General features: G+C 71.6%; 14 protein-coding genes. 5 read left to right on the top strand and 9 right to left on the bottom strand.

The features are described 5' to 3' along the window. Nucleotides 1-14 precede the first annotated feature (14 nt). The 5 genes from wecB to AC3IYI_RS37445 all read right to left on the bottom strand — a co-directional run bounded on the left by wecB (nt 15) and on the right by AC3IYI_RS37445 (nt 5385). Complete coding sequence (gene wecB / locus AC3IYI_RS37425; protein ID WP_489407873.1) at nt 15-1142, bottom strand: non-hydrolyzing UDP-N-acetylglucosamine 2-epimerase; 1128 nt, start codon at nt 1140-1142, stop codon at nt 15-17. A 4-nt stretch (nt 1143-1146) separates the two neighbouring features. Next, nucleotides 1147-2403 carry a nucleotide sugar dehydrogenase gene (locus AC3IYI_RS37430; RefSeq protein ID WP_489407874.1) on the bottom strand — a complete coding sequence of 419 codons (1257 nt, stop codon included), beginning with the start codon at nt 2401-2403 and terminating at the stop codon, nt 1147-1149. Further along, nucleotides 2403-3182 (bottom strand): WecB/TagA/CpsF family glycosyltransferase, encoded by a 780-nt coding sequence (locus AC3IYI_RS37435; protein WP_489407875.1) that lies wholly within the window; start codon nt 3180-3182, stop codon nt 2403-2405. Before AC3IYI_RS37435 ends, AC3IYI_RS37430 begins: the two co-directional genes overlap by 1 nt. Continuing rightward, the gene (locus AC3IYI_RS37440) at nt 3179-4348 is read right to left on the bottom strand and encodes a hypothetical protein (protein WP_489407876.1); all 1170 of its coding nucleotides are present in this window, start codon (nt 4346-4348) and stop codon (nt 3179-3181) included. The genes AC3IYI_RS37435 and AC3IYI_RS37440 overlap by 4 nt, the downstream gene beginning before the upstream one ends. 437 nt (nt 4349-4785) lie before the next feature. Further along, nucleotides 4786-5385 (bottom strand): acyltransferase, encoded by a 600-nt coding sequence (locus AC3IYI_RS37445; RefSeq protein WP_489407877.1) that lies wholly within the window; start codon nt 5383-5385, stop codon nt 4786-4788. Between the two features lie 323 nt (nt 5386-5708). Here AC3IYI_RS37445 and AC3IYI_RS37450 point away from each other — a divergent pair, with 323 nt between their 5' ends. Continuing rightward, nucleotides 5709-7232, top strand: a complete 1524-nt coding sequence (locus AC3IYI_RS37450) for a cellulose binding domain-containing protein (RefSeq protein WP_489407878.1) — start codon at nt 5709-5711, stop codon at nt 7230-7232. Between the two features lie 31 nt (nt 7233-7263). Here the strand turns inward: AC3IYI_RS37450 and helR are convergent, their stop codons facing one another. After that, the gene (helR, locus tag AC3IYI_RS37455; protein WP_489407879.1) at nt 7264-9495 is read right to left on the bottom strand and encodes an RNA polymerase recycling motor ATPase HelR; all 2232 of its coding nucleotides are present in this window, start codon (nt 9493-9495) and stop codon (nt 7264-7266) included. 230 nt (nt 9496-9725) lie between these two features. Here helR and AC3IYI_RS37460 point away from each other — a divergent pair, with 230 nt between their 5' ends. Together AC3IYI_RS37460 and AC3IYI_RS37465 are read left to right on the top strand one after the other, a co-directional pair. Continuing rightward, complete coding sequence (locus AC3IYI_RS37460; protein ID WP_489407880.1) at nt 9726-10757, top strand: helix-turn-helix domain-containing protein; 1032 nt, start codon at nt 9726-9728, stop codon at nt 10755-10757. A gap of 126 nt (nt 10758-10883) precedes the next feature. After that, nucleotides 10884-11408 carry a rhodanese-like domain-containing protein gene (locus tag AC3IYI_RS37465; protein WP_489407881.1) on the top strand — a complete coding sequence of 175 codons (525 nt, stop codon included), beginning with the start codon at nt 10884-10886 and terminating at the stop codon, nt 11406-11408. 321 nt (nt 11409-11729) lie between these two features. Here AC3IYI_RS37465 and AC3IYI_RS37470 read toward each other — a convergent pair whose 3' ends face one another. From AC3IYI_RS37470 to AC3IYI_RS37480, 3 genes are all read right to left on the bottom strand, one after another. Continuing rightward, nucleotides 11730-12563, bottom strand: coding sequence for a class I SAM-dependent methyltransferase (locus tag AC3IYI_RS37470; protein WP_489407882.1), 834 nt, complete (start codon nt 12561-12563; stop codon nt 11730-11732). Nucleotides 12564-12766: 203 nt separating this feature from the next. After that, complete coding sequence (locus tag AC3IYI_RS37475; protein WP_489407883.1) at nt 12767-13120, bottom strand: ArsR/SmtB family transcription factor; 354 nt, start codon at nt 13118-13120, stop codon at nt 12767-12769. Then, a complete protein-coding gene (locus AC3IYI_RS37480) occupies nt 13117-13563 on the bottom strand; it encodes an SRPBCC domain-containing protein (protein ID WP_489407884.1) in 447 nt (148 codons plus the stop codon). Before AC3IYI_RS37480 ends, AC3IYI_RS37475 begins: the two co-directional genes overlap by 4 nt. A 135-nt stretch (nt 13564-13698) precedes the next feature. Here AC3IYI_RS37480 and AC3IYI_RS37485 point away from each other — a divergent pair, with 135 nt between their 5' ends. Together AC3IYI_RS37485 and AC3IYI_RS37490 are read left to right on the top strand one after the other, a co-directional pair. Then, nucleotides 13699-14064 carry an iron chaperone gene (locus AC3IYI_RS37485; RefSeq protein WP_243340355.1) on the top strand — a complete coding sequence of 122 codons (366 nt, stop codon included), beginning with the start codon at nt 13699-13701 and terminating at the stop codon, nt 14062-14064. A gap of 128 nt (nt 14065-14192) precedes the next feature. Beyond that, a complete protein-coding gene (locus tag AC3IYI_RS37490; protein ID WP_489407885.1) occupies nt 14193-15398 on the top strand; it encodes an NAD(P)/FAD-dependent oxidoreductase in 1206 nt (401 codons plus the stop codon). Nucleotides 15399-15518: the final 120 nt, after the last annotated feature.

The raw sequence follows: 15518 nt of genomic DNA on the forward strand, positions 1-15518 counted from the left end.
TTCCGGCCACAGCACTAGACGACGGGCGCGGTGCCCGGGACGAGGTCGGTGGGGCGCGGCCGGGTCGCCGCGCTCCCGCCCCCCAAGAGCACCTGCGCGATGCGCTCGCTCGCGCGGCCGTCCCACAGCTCGGGGCAGCGGGGCGCGGGCGGATCGTCGAGCACCCGGTGCACCGTGGCCGTGATGCGGTCCGGGTCGGTGCCCGCCAGGACGTTGGTGCCCTGCTCGACGGTGATCGGCCGCTCGGTGTTCTCCCGGAGGGTCACACACGGCACGCCGAGGGCGGTGGTCTCCTCCTGGACGCCCCCGGAGTCGGTGAGCACCACCCGGGCGGAGTCCTGCAGGGCGATGAAATCGAGGTATCCGGCGGCCGGCACCAGCCGGATGCCGCCGGGGACGCCGATCTCGGCCAGCCGTTCGGCCGCCCGGGGGTGCACGGGCAACAGCAGCGGGCAGCGGCCCGCGATCTCGCCCAGCGCCTTCAGCAGGCCGCGCAGGGCGTCCGGATCGTCCACGTTGGCCGGCCGGTGCAGGGTGACCAGGCCGTACCCGCCGCGGGTGAGCCCGTAGCGGTCGAGGACGTCGGAGCGCCGGGCCCGCTCCAGGTTGGCGAACAGGGTGTCGATCATGACGTTGCCGACGACGTGGATCTGGTCCTCCCGGTACCCCTCCGACCGCAGGTTCGCGGCGGCGTCGGGGGAGGGGGCCAGCAGGTAGTCGCTGATCCGGTCGGTGGCGACCCGGTTGACCTCCTCGGGCATGCTCCAGTCCCGGCTGCGCAGACCCGCCTCCACGTGGGCCAGCAGCGGCCCGGCCTTCGCGGTGACCAGGGCGCAGGCCAGGGTGGAGTTGATGTCCCCGACCACCACGACCGCGTCCGGGACCAGCTCGTCGAGCAGCGGCTCGAAGGCCTCCATCACCCGGCCGGTCTGCAGGGCGTGGCTGCCGGACCCGGCCCCGAGATAGCGGTCGGGGGAGCGGATGCCGAGGTCGCGGAAGAAGACGTCGTTCATGGACTCGTCGTAGTGCTGGCCGGTGTGGACGAGGACGACCTCCGCGCCGCGTCCCTCCAGGGCGTCCATCACCGGCTTGATCTTCATGTAGTTGGGCCGGGCCCCGGCCACGCAGATGATTCTGGGCATGGAGTCAGAGCACCTCCACCGTGGGTCCCGACAGCCGGTTGCGGCAGTCGAGGATCAGCGAGGCGTGCTCGGTGATCATCGGGTAGTCGAAGGAGTCGTGGTCCGTGAGCAGGACGACCACGTCGGCGGCGGCCAGCTCCTTGCGGGTCGGCTCCACCCGCGAGAGGCGGGCGTCGACCTTGATGCTCTCCACCACGTGGGGGTCGGCCGCGCGCACCTTGGCACCCATGTCCAGGAGTAGCTGGGAGACGCGGACCGCCGGAGACTCCCGGGCGTCGCCGGTGTTCTTCTTGTACGCCAGTCCCAGGAGCAGGATCCGGGAGCCGTTGACCGAGCGGCGTTTGGCGTTGAGCGCGTCCATGACGCGGCGCGCCACGTACTCGGGCATGTGGCTGTTGATGTCGTTGGCGAGCTCCACGAAGCGGAAGTTCTGACCGAGCTCGCGCTGCACCCGCCACGACAGGTACGAGGGGTCGATGGGCAGGCAGTGACCGCCGACGCCGGGGCCCGGGGTGAACTTCATGAAGCCGAAAGGCTTGCTGGAGGCGGCCTCGATGGTCTGCCACACGTCGATGTCGAGGTGGCGGGCGAACATGGCTATCTCGTTGACCAGGGCGATGTTCACGTGCCGGAAGGTGTTCTCCAGCAGCTTCGCCAGCTCGGCCTCCTTGGGGGAGCGCACCGGCACCGTGGTGTCGACGAGGCCCGCGTAGAAGGTCTCCACGGCCTTGAGGGAGAGGGAGTTGACGCCGGAGACCACCTTCGGCGTCTGCTGGAAGCCCCACACCTTGTTGCCGGGGTCGATGCGCTCGGGGCTGTAGCCGAGGTGGAAGTCCACGCCGGCCGTGAGGCCCGAACCGTCCTCCAGGATCGGGCCGAACAGCTCCTCGGTGGTGCCGGGGTAGGTGGTCGACTCCAGCACGACGGTGGCTCCTGGCCGCAGGAAGCGGGCCAGGGTGTGCGCGGACTCCTCGATGTAGCGCAGGTCGGGGGCGCCGTCCTGCAGGGGGGTCGGGACGGTGACGACCGCGACGTCGAAGCCGCCGCAGTCCCGGGCCTGGTCACTGGCCTGGTACGTGCCCAGCTCCAGCGCCCGGCTCAGCCGTGCGGAGGAGACGTCCTCCACGTACGACTCGCCGGCGGCGAGGCTCTTGACCCGCCGGGCGTCCACGTCGTAACCGACCACCTGGTGTCCGACCTCGGCGGCCCTGATGGCCAGCGGAAGGCCGACGTATCCCTGTCCCACGACGACGACGCGCATCAGTGACTCCTGTTCGCGGAACCGGCAGACGGTGTGGACGGTGTGCGGCGGATGAGTTCCCGGACCGTCATGAGGAGGAAGGCGGCGTTGGTGGTGAGGTAGCGCCTGCCCAGGCGGCGCGGTTCCTGGAGGGTCCGGTAGAACCATTCGAGCCCCATCCGCTGCCAGACCAGGGGGGCGCGCTTGGTGATGCCGGCCAGGATGTCGAAGGAGCCGCCGACGCCGTGCACCACGTGGGCGCCGGTGCGCTTGCCGTAGCCGGCGGTGAAGATCTCCTTCTTGGGCGAGGTCATGCCCAGGAACAGCATGCGGGCGCCGCTCGCGGCCACCGCGTCGGCGATCTCGCCCTGTTCGGAGTCCTCGAAGTAGCCGTTGCGGCTGCCCGCCACGCGCAGGGCGGGGAACCGCTCGGCGATCCGGCCGAGCATGAGGTCCAGTACGTCCTGCCGTGCGCCGAGCAGGTGGACGGGGATCTCCGCGGTCTCCGCCGCTGCCAGCAGCCGCATGAACAGGTCGATTCCCGCGACCCGTTCGGGCAGCCGGACCCCGAGCACGCGGCCGGCCCACACCACGGCCTGGCCGTCGGCCAGGACGAGGTCGCAGCCGGCGACGGCCGCGGCGAGGCGGGGGTCGCGGCGCATGTTGACCAGCTTGGCGGCGTTGACCATGCCGATCTCGATCTGCTCACCGCGCCGTACGGCGTCGAGGCAGCGCTGGACCGTCTCGTCCATGGTCAGGGGGTCGAGCGCCACTCCGAAGAGGGACTGTCTGTGGTTCATCTCCCGAGCCCCCCGAGCCAGGCGTGGAGCAGCCAGCCGAACTCGTAGGGCCTGCACTCGCGGTCCACCGCCAGAGGGCGGAAGATCCGGTCGAGCGGGGCCAGCCGGGCCCGCGGGGCGACCTTGGTGGTGAGTCCGCGGGCCGCGCGCACGGCCTTGGCGGGATCGCCGCGGTAGACCTTGCGCCAGGTGACCCCGTACTCCTCGCGGATCATGGGCTCGCGCGGGGTGCCGTCGGGCCCGCTGATCTCGGGCACCTCCGTCATCCAGCGCAGACCCCGGCGGATCTGGGCGCCGAAGTCCGTGCCGCCCGCTTCGGCCAGGTCGAAGAGGGCCGTCGGGGCCATGGCGTGCTGGTGCACGCTGTAGACGGGGTAGCCCTCCACCACGCCGCCCGTGCGGGCGTCGTAGTGCCACCACCACTGTCCGCCGTCCCCCTGCAGGGCGCAGATCCGGGCGGCGCAGGCGTCGGCGGCCGCGAGGGCCTGCGGGTCCGGGGCGCCGGCGTGCAGCCGGGCCAGCGCCTGGAGCGGATAGGTCTGGTCGGCGAAGCAGGCCACGTGGGAGCGGTACCCGGGGACCAGCCCCGGCCCGGTGGCGTGCGGGAACAGCGGGCCGTCCCCGATCCGGGCCGCCAGCAGGCGGTCGCGGGCGGCTGCCAGCCGGTACTCGACGTCCACCGAGGTCCGGGCCGCGGTGAGGGCGGAGAGCACCCAGGCGGCTTCCACCGTGTACTGCGGACGTCCGAGGACGTCCAGCTCGGCCACCCTCGCCACGGCGTCCGCGAGCTTGGGGTGGCCGGTCTCGGCGGCGGCCCAGGCGATGAGCGCGGCGTCGCCGAGGTTGGTCACCGCGGGCAGCCGTTCCACCAGCAGCGCCGTGAACTCCCCGGCGCTGCGGCCGTCGAAGAGGGCGCGCTGCCGCTCCTCGGGGAGGAACCGCGCGCCCAGCGCGGTGATGGCCGCGTACCGGGTGCTGGTACCGCGCCGTTCCACGCGCCTCACGCCTTCGGGGGAGACGGTCCCCACCCGGGTGAAGACGAAGGTCTCCGCGCCCGGCAGGTACATCTCGGGCAGCCCCGCCTCGGCCAGTGTGAGCAGTCGCTCGGCGAGGGCGTGCAGCGACGGGTCCTCGTGGGCCAGTGCTTCTAATCGTCTGGCGGTCACCGGTTCCCCACCCCGGTTCCCCGCATGTCCTGTTCGCCCTGTATGTCCGAGCTGTAGCCGTACTGCTCCAACACACCTACCCCCTCTGAATCGTTCCTAGGACAGACCCGGCGGTCGTCGTCCGGCGGAGGGGACTGCGCATGACGGTGCGCGTGCCTACGGTGTGATCCCCCCGATGGCACGAGCAGTCCGGGCCCGCTGGATCCCCCTCCAGCGAAGTTCCGGATCGGGGCGCGCGCGGACGAGCGGCGGCGGACGGGCGCATGGTTCCGCGCCGGCCGTCACCTCGTCTGCGATTGCCCTCGTCGTGTACAACCCCCCACTGAACACAGCCTGTTGCCTGCTCAGATCCCGTGTACAGGGACAAGGTATGCCCAAGGATGTTCATTGATTGTGGTTTTGAGGAAATGCCATTGACCCAAATTGCCGACGTTGCGTCAGGTGCGCTCGGCCAGCGTTCCGTCGGTCTCGTCGTGCAGGGCGCCGGTGCGCGGGCACTCCCAGATGCCCGGCTCGCCGTCGCGTTCCACAAGGCGGACTCCGGCCCGGCCCACCCAGCCGATGCGCCGGGCGGGCACTCCCGCCACGAGCGCGAAGTCCGCTACGTCCCGCGACACGACCGCGCCGGCCGCGACGAGCGCCCACCGCCCGATCCGGACCCCCGCGACACACACCGACCGGGCCCCCAGGGAGGCGCCCTCGGCCACCACGACCCCGGCCGCCTCCCAGTCGCCGCCGCGCTTCTGACGGCCGTCGGGGTCGACGGCCCGCGGGTAGAAGTCGTTGGTGAGCACCGCGGCCGGGCCGATGAACACCCCGTCGCCGAGTTCGGCGGGCTCGTAGACCAGCGCGTAGTTCTGCAGCTTGACGTTGTCGCCGATCCGTACGCCGGGACCGACGTACGCTCCACGTCCCACGATGCAGTCGCGTCCGAGCCTGGCATCCTCGCGCACCTGCGCCAGATCCCAGATGGTGGTCCCCTCCCCGAGTTCGGCCGTCTCGTCGACCTGGGAGGAGGGTTGAATTCGGACACTCACGGGGCGGTCCCCTTACGGCTCGCGAGGCGCTCGGATGTACGTCGCATTGAGGTACGGAGGGAGCATATGCGGCATCGGCCCCGCTCGCGCCGGAGATCAACCGACTGTTCACCCAGTGGACTTGGCGACCCCTAGGTCGAAAGAGACGACCTAGGCCGCGCGGGCGGCCCGGCCGCCTTAAGGTCGCCCGATCGCTTCCTTAAGTGGAACCTAAGGTTCGCGACCATCACCCCGAATCGATCAAATGTCCGTTTCGGGGCGGCTAGCGTGCTGCCGCACCCCCAAAAACCCCGAACCCCCGGCAATTCAGAGGCAGGCACGCGATGGGCAGCACGACCGGTCACCGGCGCAGGACGAGCACGAAGGCGAAGGCCGTGGGCGGGACGGCGGTGGCGGCGCTGATCGCGGCCGCCGCCTTCGCCCTCACGGGTACGGCCCAGGCCGCCTCGGTCGGCGCGGTGTACACCAAGTCGAGCTCCTGGAGCGGCGGTTACACTGGCACGTACGTGATCACCAACAACACGAGCCGGACGCAGACCAGTTGGACCCTGGAGTTCGACCTGCCCGCGGGCACGGCGATCGACTCCCTGTGGAACGGCTCGCACACGGTCAGCGGCCGCCGCGTCACCGTGAAGCCGGCGGCATGGAACAAGGAGCTGGCCGCGGGAGCCTCCGTCACGATCGGCTTCGTCACGAGCGCGAGCGCGAACGCCGGAAACGCGGCCAACCCGACGAACTGCCGGATCAACGGAGCGAAGTGCTCGGCGGACCAGGGCGCGACACCCCCGCCGGGCGGCCGCCCCACGGTCGCCCCCACCACCGGGGCGACACCGGCGCCGACGGCCGGTACGAGCGCTCCCGCGACCCCCGCGCCCAAGCCCACGGGGCAGCCGTCCAAGCCCGCCCCGCCCACCGCGACGGCCACGACCCCGCCGCCGACCGGAAACCCGGCCGGTGGCGCGCGCTTCGCGCCGTACGTCGACACCTCGCTCCACCCCGCCTACGACCTCGTCGACACGGCGGCCAAGACCGGTGTCAAGGAGTTCCACCTCGCCTTCATCACCTCAGGCGGCGGCTGCGCCCCGCTGTGGGGCGGGGTCACCGAGCTCGGAAACGACAAGGTCGCCGCGCAGATCGGCGCCCTGCGGGCCAAGGGCGGGGACGTACGCGTCTCCTTCGGCGGCGCCGCCGGGCACGAACTGGCCCTGAACTGCGGCTCCGCACGGGAACTGGCCGCCGCCTACGGCAAGGTCGTCGACCAGTACCGGCTGACCAAGGTCGACTTCGACATCGAGGGCGCGGCCCTGCCCGACACCGCCGCCAACACCCGGCGCGCCCAAGCCATCACCCTGCTCCAGGCCGCCCACCCGGGGCTGGACGTGGCCTTCACCCTGCCCGTGATGCCGGAAGGGCTCACGCAGCCGGGCGTGGCCCTGTTGGCGGACGCGAAGAAGGCCGGCGTACGGATCCACGGAGTCAACATCATGGCCATGGACTACGGCCCCGCCTACAGCGGTGACATGGGCCGGTACGCGATCCAGGCCGCCACGGCCACGCAGGCCCAGCTCAAGGGAGTACTGGGCCTCTCGGACGCGGCGGCCTGGAAGACCGTCGCCGTCACCCCGATGATCGGCGTCAACGACGTCACGAGCGAGATCTTCACCCTCGCCGACGCCACCCAGCTCGTGGACTTCGCGAGCGAGAAGGGAATCGGCAGGCTGGCGATGTGGTCCGCGACCCGCGACCGGCAGTGCCCGGCCGGAGTCGTGAACTACGCGGACGCGACGTGCAGCTCGATCCTCCAGCAGCCCCTGGCCTTCACCAAGGCCTTGGGGGCCCTCCGCTAGGCGGTGATCGCCGCCACGCGGCCGGGCCGGCTCAGGAGCTCGTGAGGATGACGAGGCGCTGCGTCGCGCGGGTCATCGCGACATAGCGGTCGACGGCGCCTTCGATGCCCTCGCCGAAGGCGTCCGGGTCGATGAGGACGACCAGGTCGAATTCGAGTCCCTTCGACAGCGTCGGAGTCAGGAAGCGGACGCGGGACGCCGCCGGGAGCGCGGCGGCGTCCAGGACGTCCATCGCGTCCACGGCGTCGGCGGCGTCGGCGGTGATGACGCAGGCGACCCCGTCGGCCTGGGCGTCGAGCCAGTCGCCGAGGACCGCGGCCAGGTCCGTGACGCTGCCGTGCGTGACGGGGATGCCGCTGCTCCGGACGGACGCCGGCACGTTCGCGTCGGGGAGTGCCGCGCGGATGGCCGGCTCCGCTTCGGTCATGACCTCTTCCGGGGTGCGGTAGTTGACGCTCAGGGAGGCCATGGTGATCCGGTCGAGCCCGGCCCGTTCGAGCCGCTCCCGCCACGACTCCGTGAACCCGTGCCGGGCCTGCGCGCGGTCCCCGACGATCGTGAAGCTCCGCGAGGGGCAGCGGGTCAGCAGCATCTGCCACTCGGCGTCGGTCAGTTCCTGCGCCTCGTCCACGATGATGTGGGCGAACGGGCCGGCGAGCAGGTCGGGTTCGGCGCCGGGCAGCGCGTCCCCGTCGATCAGCGCGTCCTGCAGATCCCGTCCGCGCAGCATCCCCACCGCGCCCTCGCTCTCGTCGATCTCGGTGTCCTGAAGCAGCCGGTCGATGACGTCGGACCTGCGCGCACGCTCGGCGGCGACGGCGGCCTCGTGGCGGCGCTTGCGTACGGAGGCCTCCGCGTCGCCGAGCCGCTGCCGTGCCGCGTCCAGGATCGGCAGGTCCGACACCGTCCAGGCCTGGGAGTCCGCGCGCTGGAGGAGGGCCACGTCATCGCGGCCGAGCCACGGGGCGCACTTGCGCAGGTAGGCGGGCACCGACCACAGGTCTCCGACGAGTTCGCCCGCGTCGAGCATCGGCCAGGCACGGTTGAGGGCGGTGATCAGGTCCCGGTCCTGGAGCAGCGAACGGCGCAGCAGCTGGGGCGAGACGTCGCTGTCGTCCTTCTCCATCAGGATCGTCAGCAGCTCCTCCAGGATCTGGTCGCGCGCCTCGTTGTGCGGGGTGCCCGGTTCCACCGCCTCGAACGCGGCCGCCCAGTCGTCGGCGCCCAGCCAGATGTCGGACCAGTGGCTGGAGACCGTCATCCCCTCGGTGGGCGGCTCCTCGTAGATGCGGACCGCCGCCTCCACCGCCTTCACCAGGTCCGCGGAGGATTTGAGGAGGGCCACGCGCGGGTCGGTCTCGACCCCGGCGTCGGCTCCCTCGGTGACGAGGTCGCGCAGGGTGCAGGTCTGGACGCCCTCCTCGCCGAGGCTGGGCAGCACGTCCGAGACGTAGGCCAGGTAGGGCCGGCTCGGACCGACGAACAACACGCCGCCGCGACGGTGCCCGAGCCGGGGGTCGGAGTAGAGCAGGTGGGCGGTGCGGTGCAGGGCGACGACGGTCTTGCCCGTACCCGGACCGCCGTCGACGACGAGGGCGCCCCGCGATCCGGCCCGGATGATGGCGTCCTGGTCGGTCTGGATGGTGGCGAGCACGTCGCGCATCCGGGCCGACCGGTTGCCGCCCAGGCTGGCGATGAAGGCGGACTGGTCGTCGAGCGCGGCGCGCCCTTCGAGGCCGTCGGCGGCGAAGACCTCGTCCCAGTAGTCGCTGATCCGGCCACGGGTCCAGCGGTACCTGCGACGGCTCGCCAGGCCCATCGGGACGGCGTGCGTCGCCGCGAAGAAGGGCTCGGCCGCGGGGGAGCGCCAGTCCAGCAGCAGCCGGTTCCCGGCGCTGTCGGTGAGGCCGAGGCGCCCGATGTACACGGGATCGGAACCGTCGGCGGGCACTATGTGCCCCAGGCACAGGTCCAGCCCGAAGCGCCGCAGGGTGCGCAGCCGGCTGGTCAGGCGGTGGATCTCCGCGTCGCGGTCCATCGCCTCCCGGCCGATGCCGCCGGGCGCCTTGCGCGTGGCTTCCAGACGGTCGGACAGTTCGGCGATCGTCTGCTCCAGGCAGTGCGAGACGGCAGCGAAATGCCGTTCGTCGCCGTCGATGAGAGCCGGGTCGGCCTTGGGGGAGAGGCGGTCGGGAAGTTCGAACGCACTGGTGGCGGTCGTCGCCGCCGACTCGACGGAACCGTGTGATCCAAGAGCTGACATATCAGCACGCACTGAGTAAATCTCCCATTTTCCGGCAAGTTCTGGCCTAGGTCCGCGATTTTGCCCCAGCCGGGGGGTCTTGCCGCAAGCCCCCCAGTGCGCTATATGTTGTAAGTGGCAAGGAGTGCGTACTCCTCTTCACCCTTCTGATCTCCTCCTCCTTCACCGGCCCGATGAGGCCTCATGAGGTCAGGTCAGTCCTGGTCAGGGCGCCTGGCTACAGTACGGCCATGACTTCCGAGGCCGTATCCCTTCACCTCACGAAGCCGGCCCCGGCCCATGTGGTGGCCGTACTCGCCTTCGACGGCATGGCGCCCTTCGAACTGGGCGTGGTGGTCGAGGTGTTCGGCCTCGCCCGGCCCGAGTTGGGGGACCTGCCCTGGTACGAGCTGCGGGTCTGCTCGGCGGAACCGGGCCGGGACCTGCGCGTGGTGGGCGGTTTCACGCTCCGCGCCGAGCACGGGCTCGACGCGCTCGCCGCCGCGGACACCGTGATCGTCCCCGGCGTCTCCCCGGCGGGCGGCGTCATCGCGCCGTCGCTGGTCGACGCCCTCCTCGCGGCCCATGCCCGGGGTGCGCGCCTGGTCTCCATCTGCTCGGGCGCCTTCGCGCTCGCCGCGACCGGCCTCCTCGACGGCCGCCGGGCCACCACCCACTGGCGTTACGCCCGCACCCTCGCCGAGCGCCATCCCGAGATCGAGGTCGACCCGGACGTCCTCTACGTCGACAACGGCGACGTGCTGAGCAGCGCGGGCAGCGCCGCCGGCATCGACCTGTGTCTCTACCTGGTCCGCGCCGACCACGGCGCCGCCGTCGCCAACACCGTGGCACGCCGCTTCGTCGTACCACCCCATCGCGAGGGCGGGCAGGCCCAGTTCATCGAGGCGGCGGTCGGCGAGATAGGCCCCGACGGCGCCGACGACGGCATCTCCCGGAGCATGGCCTGGGCCCTTCAGCGACTGTACGGCCCGCTCTCGGTCCCGGCCCTGGCCCGCGCGGCGAACATGTCGGAGCGTTCCTTCCTCCGCCACTTCACCCGTCGCAACGGTGTGAGCCCGATCCGCTGGGTGGTCTCCCAGCGGATCGCGGCGAGCCTGCCCTTGCTGGAGTCGGGGGAGGGGACGGTGGACGAGGTGGCCGCGGCGGTCGGCTTCGATTCCACCGCGACGTACCGCCACCACTTCAGCCGGCAGATGCGCACGACGCCGACGGCCTACCGGAAGGCGTTCGTCAGGGTCACCGCACCCCTGGCGGGATCTTGACGAGTGGAGGCGTTTACGCCACTCGTCGCGGGGGCGGCAGGACCAGAGGATGGAGTCATCACCGCAAGGGAGTCCCCGGGCCGGTGACTGAACCCCAGCCCTTCGCCCCGCACAAGGAGTTCCCCCATGTCCGCGACCGCCGCCAGCGTCTCCACCGCCACCCCGATCTCCAGCGCCGTTTCCAGTGAGCCCACCAGCGCCGTCCTCTCCGTCCCCGCCGCCGCTCCGGGCGTCGCGGCGGCCCATTACGCCGCCCGGCTCGCCTTCGAGGCGGACGTCTCGGACGTACGGGCCGACCTGCTCTCCGGTGTCCCGGGGCTGGTGGTGGTCGACTCCCGCAGCGAGGCCGCCTGGGACCAGGGCCGCATCCCGGGGGCGCTGCACCTTCCGACGGCGCGGATCGCGGAGCTGGCGCCGACGCTGATCGACCCGGCGCTGACGGTCGTCACCTACTGCTGGGGACCCGGCTGCAACGGCGCCACGCGTGCGGCGCTGGCCTTCGCCCGCCTCGGCTACCAGGTGAAGGAAATGCTCGGCGGGTTCGAGCACTGGGTCCGCGAGGGCTTCGCCTTCGAGACCGCCCAGGGCGCCGACCAGCGCGCGATCGACGACCTGACCGCCCCGCGCTCGGGCATCTCCTGCGCCTGCTGAGCCCGCCTGCACGATGCCGGAGGTGACTCCGGCGCCGTTCAGGCGCACCGTAGGCCGTCCAGCTCACACCCGGATCGCGACCTGCCGTCAGTCATTCTGGATTTCGGCCCGGCTGCCACGACGCCGACCTGCGCAACGCCACCTCCACACGCACTCAGCGCATCAACTACGTGCTCTTCCGGGGCAAGGTCAAGGCTCTGACGGCCCACCGGGTGGGTGCCGCCCAGGCCGACCGCACCCCGTCAGGTCTGTGGCCCTCCGACCACGCCGGTGTCCGGAGCGTGCTCCAGCTGCGTTGAGGTGCGGCGGGCCCGTGCCCCCTCAGACCGCCAGCGCCGTGGTGATCATCAGGGGAGGACCGGCCCGCTCCGCCGCCCAGGTGCGGCCGGCGGCGAGGTCCGCGTCGACGAGGCCGGGGAGGCCGAGGGCCTCTTCCACCGTCGGGCGGTGCTGGACGAGGAGGGTGAATCCGGCCCGCTCCAGCAGGGGCGGGTAGAAATTCACGGGCCACGCGTGGTTTCGCATCACCTGCCAGCTGCCGTCCGTACGCCGGAGCCGTACGGGCAGCTCGTCGCCCGGGCCGTACGTGGCACCCGCGTCGCCGATGCTCAGCGAGGCGTACTCCGTCCCGCTGCACGCGGGATCGGTGGCCAGCAGGACGAAGGGGCCGCCGGGCCGCAGGATCCGGCGGATCTCCCGGAACACCGCGAGCACGGCCTCCTCGGTGGGCAGCGAAGCCAGGACGTGGCTGCACATCACGGCGTCGGCGCTGCCGTCCGCCAGGCAGGCCGCACGCCCGTCCGTGACCAGGTGGTATTCGGCGACCGCCGTCCCCGAGCCGCGGGCCAGCGCGAGCATCTCGGGGGAGGTGTCCACGCCCAGCACCTTCGCTCCGAGCTGCCGGGCCGCGTGGTCGGCGACCTTGCCCGGCCCGCATCCGTAGTCCACCAGGACGGATCCGCTGCCGATCCACCGGGCCAGGGCCCGGAAGACGAAGGGGTATCCGAGCAGCCAGTCCGTGGCCGCCTCCACGGCGGCGAAGGCCTGTGCGCCCTCAGGCCCGGACCAGGCGATGGGCTCCTGCCCGCCGCCGTGGTCCGCGCCGCTCGCCGCGGCTCGCGCGGCTCGTCCGGTTCCCTCTGGCCAGTCGCTCACAGTTCCCACTATCGGGCCGTGGCGGCCATAGGGCCTGTCGTCAAACTCCTGTCTGCCTCGCGACGTCTGGCACGCACTCTCGCCGCACCGGGCGAAAGCCCACGTACGGGCCAGTACGCGGGCTTCCGCCCGGCACGCCGAGAGCACGCACCAGACGCCGCGAGGCCGCCCTTCGGGCGACGACAGGAGTTTGACGACAGGCCCTAGCGCGCATCCCGCTCCGCCGCCTCGGCGATCCGTTTGACGGCTGCCAGCCGTCGGTCCCAGTCGGCGGCGAGGGTGGCCATCCACCGGGCCGTGGCGTCCAGGGCCGCGGGCCGCACGGTGTACCGGACCTCGCGTCCGACCCGGCTGCCGGTGACCAGCCCGGCGGCGTCCAGGACGGCGAGGTGCTTGACCACCGCCTGCCGGGAGACGGGCAGCCCCTCGGCCAGGGTGGTCGCGCTGACCTCGCCGTGAGCGGCGAGCAGGCCGAGCAGCTTGCGCCGCGTCGGGTCCGCCAGTGCGACGAGGACGTGGTCGACCGCCTCGTCGGGGCCGGGTAGTTCCTCGCTCACGCGGCCGGTTGCTCGGCGCGCTTCTTGAAGGCGTCGAGCACCTGCGGCCAGCCGCCGGTGTTGTCCTTCAGCGCCTTGCCGCGCAGCTCCTCGGACCCGGCCAGGGCCGCGAACCCGCTCTCCACGACGCGCAGCCGCGTTTTGTCCCCCTCGCGGCTCAGCGTGAACTCCACCAGGGTGCTGTTGTCCTCGCGGAGATCCTGGCCGGGGAAGGCGCTGGCCCACCGGTACGCCAGGTAGGTCGGAGGGTCGACCTTCTCCACCCGCACCGGGAACTCGCCGTATTCGCTGTTCTTCGCCACGATCGACTCCCCTTCCCTGGCCACCGTGCCGGCCAGGGACCCCTCGTCGGCCACCCAGAAGCCCGGCTCGGCCACCAGGGACCAGACCCGGTCCAGGGGCGCCTCGATCAGGGTGTCGCGTTCGATCCGGTCCGCGTTCATCAGGGACTCCTTCGTCGCAAGCGGTTGAGTGATTCGGTGCAACTAGTGCAACTACAGAGTTGCACGTCACTGCCCATCGCGCAACCGTGAGGTTGCACGAGGACGGGGGGCGCGGGTTCGCCTACGCTCGGATCCATGGTTCAGAGCCAGGCGGAAGACGTGAACGCATACCTCACCGAGGTACCCGAGGAGCGCAGGGAGGCACTGACCCGGCTGCGGGAGCTGTGCCGGACGGAGCTGCGCGGATTCACCGAAGTGATGGCGTACGGGATGCCCGCGTACGAACGGGAAGGCGTCGGGGAGATCGCCTTCGCCAGCCAGAAGCAGTACATCTCCTTCTACCTGATGCGCGGCGACGTCCGCGAAGCCTTCGCGGAGCGGCTCGCGGGCCATGACATGGGCAAGGGCTGCCTGCGCTTCCGCAGGCCGGAGAAGATCGACTTCGTCCTCCTGAAGGACCTGCTGCGGGCCACGGCGGCCGGTCCCGGGAAGGTCTGCTGACCGCCGCGGTGAGAGGCAGGGTGAGAGGCCTTCGGAACAACCGAAAAGAATTCTGAGCGCAGGCTGTCACAACCGTCGGCCGGCCGGTGTCTTGTGTCCGAACCCTCGAAACGAAGGAGATGGACACCATGGCCGAGAACGCCAACGTGATCGTGATCGGCGGCGGATACGCCGGAGTGATGGCCGCCAACCGCCTGAAGCAGCGCGAGGACGTCACGGTGACACTGGTCAATCCGCGTGCGGTCTTCGTGGAGCGGATCCGCCTGCACCAGCTGGCGGGCGGGACCCACGACGCCGTGGTCGCGTACGAGAAGGTCCTGGCCGAGGGGGTGGCCCTGCTCGTCGACTCCGTCGAACGGATCGACGCCGCCGAACGCAGCGTGACCCTGGCCTCGGGAGCCCGGGTCTCCTACGACTACCTCGTCTACGCGGTGGGCAGCGGCAGCGCGGACCCGACCGTGCCGGGAGCGGCGGAGTTCGCCCACCCGATCGCCACCCTGGAGGACGCGCAGCGACTGCGGCCGGTCCTCGACGCCGCGCCCCGGACGGCCGCGGTGACGGTGGTCGGCGCCGGCCCGACCGGCATCGAGACCGCCGCCGAACTGGCCGAACAGGGCCGGGCCGTGACCCTGGTCTGCGGCGGGGTCCTCGGCCCGTACCTCCACGCCCGCGGGCGGCGCTCCGTGGCCCGGCGGCTGACGGCGCTCGGGGTGACCGTGCTCGAAGGCCCGGAGACCAAGGTCACGGCGGTGACCCGTGATGCGGTACGCCTCGCGAACGGCCGCGAGCTGCCCAGCCCGGTCACCATCTGGACCGCCGGATTCAGCGTGCCGGACCTGGCCGTGCGCAGCGGGCTGAGCACCGACGCGCTGGGCCGCCTCCTCACGGACGAAACGCTGACCAGCGTGGACGACGTACGGATCCTGGCGGCGGGGGACTCGGCGGCGCCGTCGGGCCTGCCGCTGCGGATGAGCTGCCAGGCCGCGATGCCGCTCGGCGCACGGGCCGCGGACACGGTCCTGAGCCGGATCGCGGACGAGCGGCCCGAGCCCCTCAACCAGATGTTCTTCGGTCAGTGCATCAGCCTGGGCCGCGGCGCCGGCATCTTCCAGTTCGCCCACCGGAACGACACCGCTCTGTGGTTCCACATCGCGGGCACACCGGGCGCGAAGGTCAAGGAGCTGGTGTGCCAGAGCATCGTGAAGCACCTGGCCGGGGAGGCGGGCAAGCCGGGTTCGTACGGCCTGCACCGCCTCAAGGGGGGCGACGCACGCAAGCGGCGCCTGGAGGCCGAGCAGGGCGGGATCAACGCCCCTGTCGCACAGACCGCTTGAGCCGGGCCGGGCGGTCCGGTGATCATGAGTCGATCTTGAGTCGATCTTGAGTCGATCATGGCAGGATCCGAACTGCCCGGAGACCGACGGAACCTGACGGAATTGACGGAAGAGAACCAG

This window comes from Streptomyces sp. GL_148 (assembly GCF_057834205.1).

What these genes read in the sequence shown, in the direction of transcription:
- AC3IYI_RS37485 (WP_243340355.1), top strand. Translation starts at nt 13,699, where the DNA reads ATGGTTCAGAGCCAGGCGGAAGACGTGAACGCATACCTCACCGAGGTA.
- AC3IYI_RS37435 (WP_489407875.1), bottom strand. Translation starts at nt 3,182, where the DNA reads ATGAACCACAGACAGTCCCTCTTCGGAGTGGCGCTCGACCCCCTGACC.
- AC3IYI_RS37490 (WP_489407885.1), top strand. Translation starts at nt 14,193, where the DNA reads ATGGCCGAGAACGCCAACGTGATCGTGATCGGCGGCGGATACGCCGGA.
- helR (WP_489407879.1), bottom strand. Translation starts at nt 9,495, where the DNA reads ATGTCAGCTCTTGGATCACACGGTTCCGTCGAGTCGGCGGCGACGACC.
- AC3IYI_RS37480 (WP_489407884.1), bottom strand. Translation starts at nt 13,563, where the DNA reads ATGAACGCGGACCGGATCGAACGCGACACCCTGATCGAGGCGCCCCTG.
- AC3IYI_RS37465 (WP_489407881.1), top strand. Translation starts at nt 10,884, where the DNA reads ATGTCCGCGACCGCCGCCAGCGTCTCCACCGCCACCCCGATCTCCAGC.
- wecB (WP_489407873.1), bottom strand. Translation starts at nt 1,142, where the DNA reads ATGCCCAGAATCATCTGCGTGGCCGGGGCCCGGCCCAACTACATGAAG.
- AC3IYI_RS37430 (WP_489407874.1), bottom strand. Translation starts at nt 2,403, where the DNA reads ATGCGCGTCGTCGTCGTGGGACAGGGATACGTCGGCCTTCCGCTGGCC.
- AC3IYI_RS37460 (WP_489407880.1), top strand. Translation starts at nt 9,726, where the DNA reads ATGACTTCCGAGGCCGTATCCCTTCACCTCACGAAGCCGGCCCCGGCC.
- AC3IYI_RS37450 (WP_489407878.1), top strand. Translation starts at nt 5,709, where the DNA reads ATGGGCAGCACGACCGGTCACCGGCGCAGGACGAGCACGAAGGCGAAG.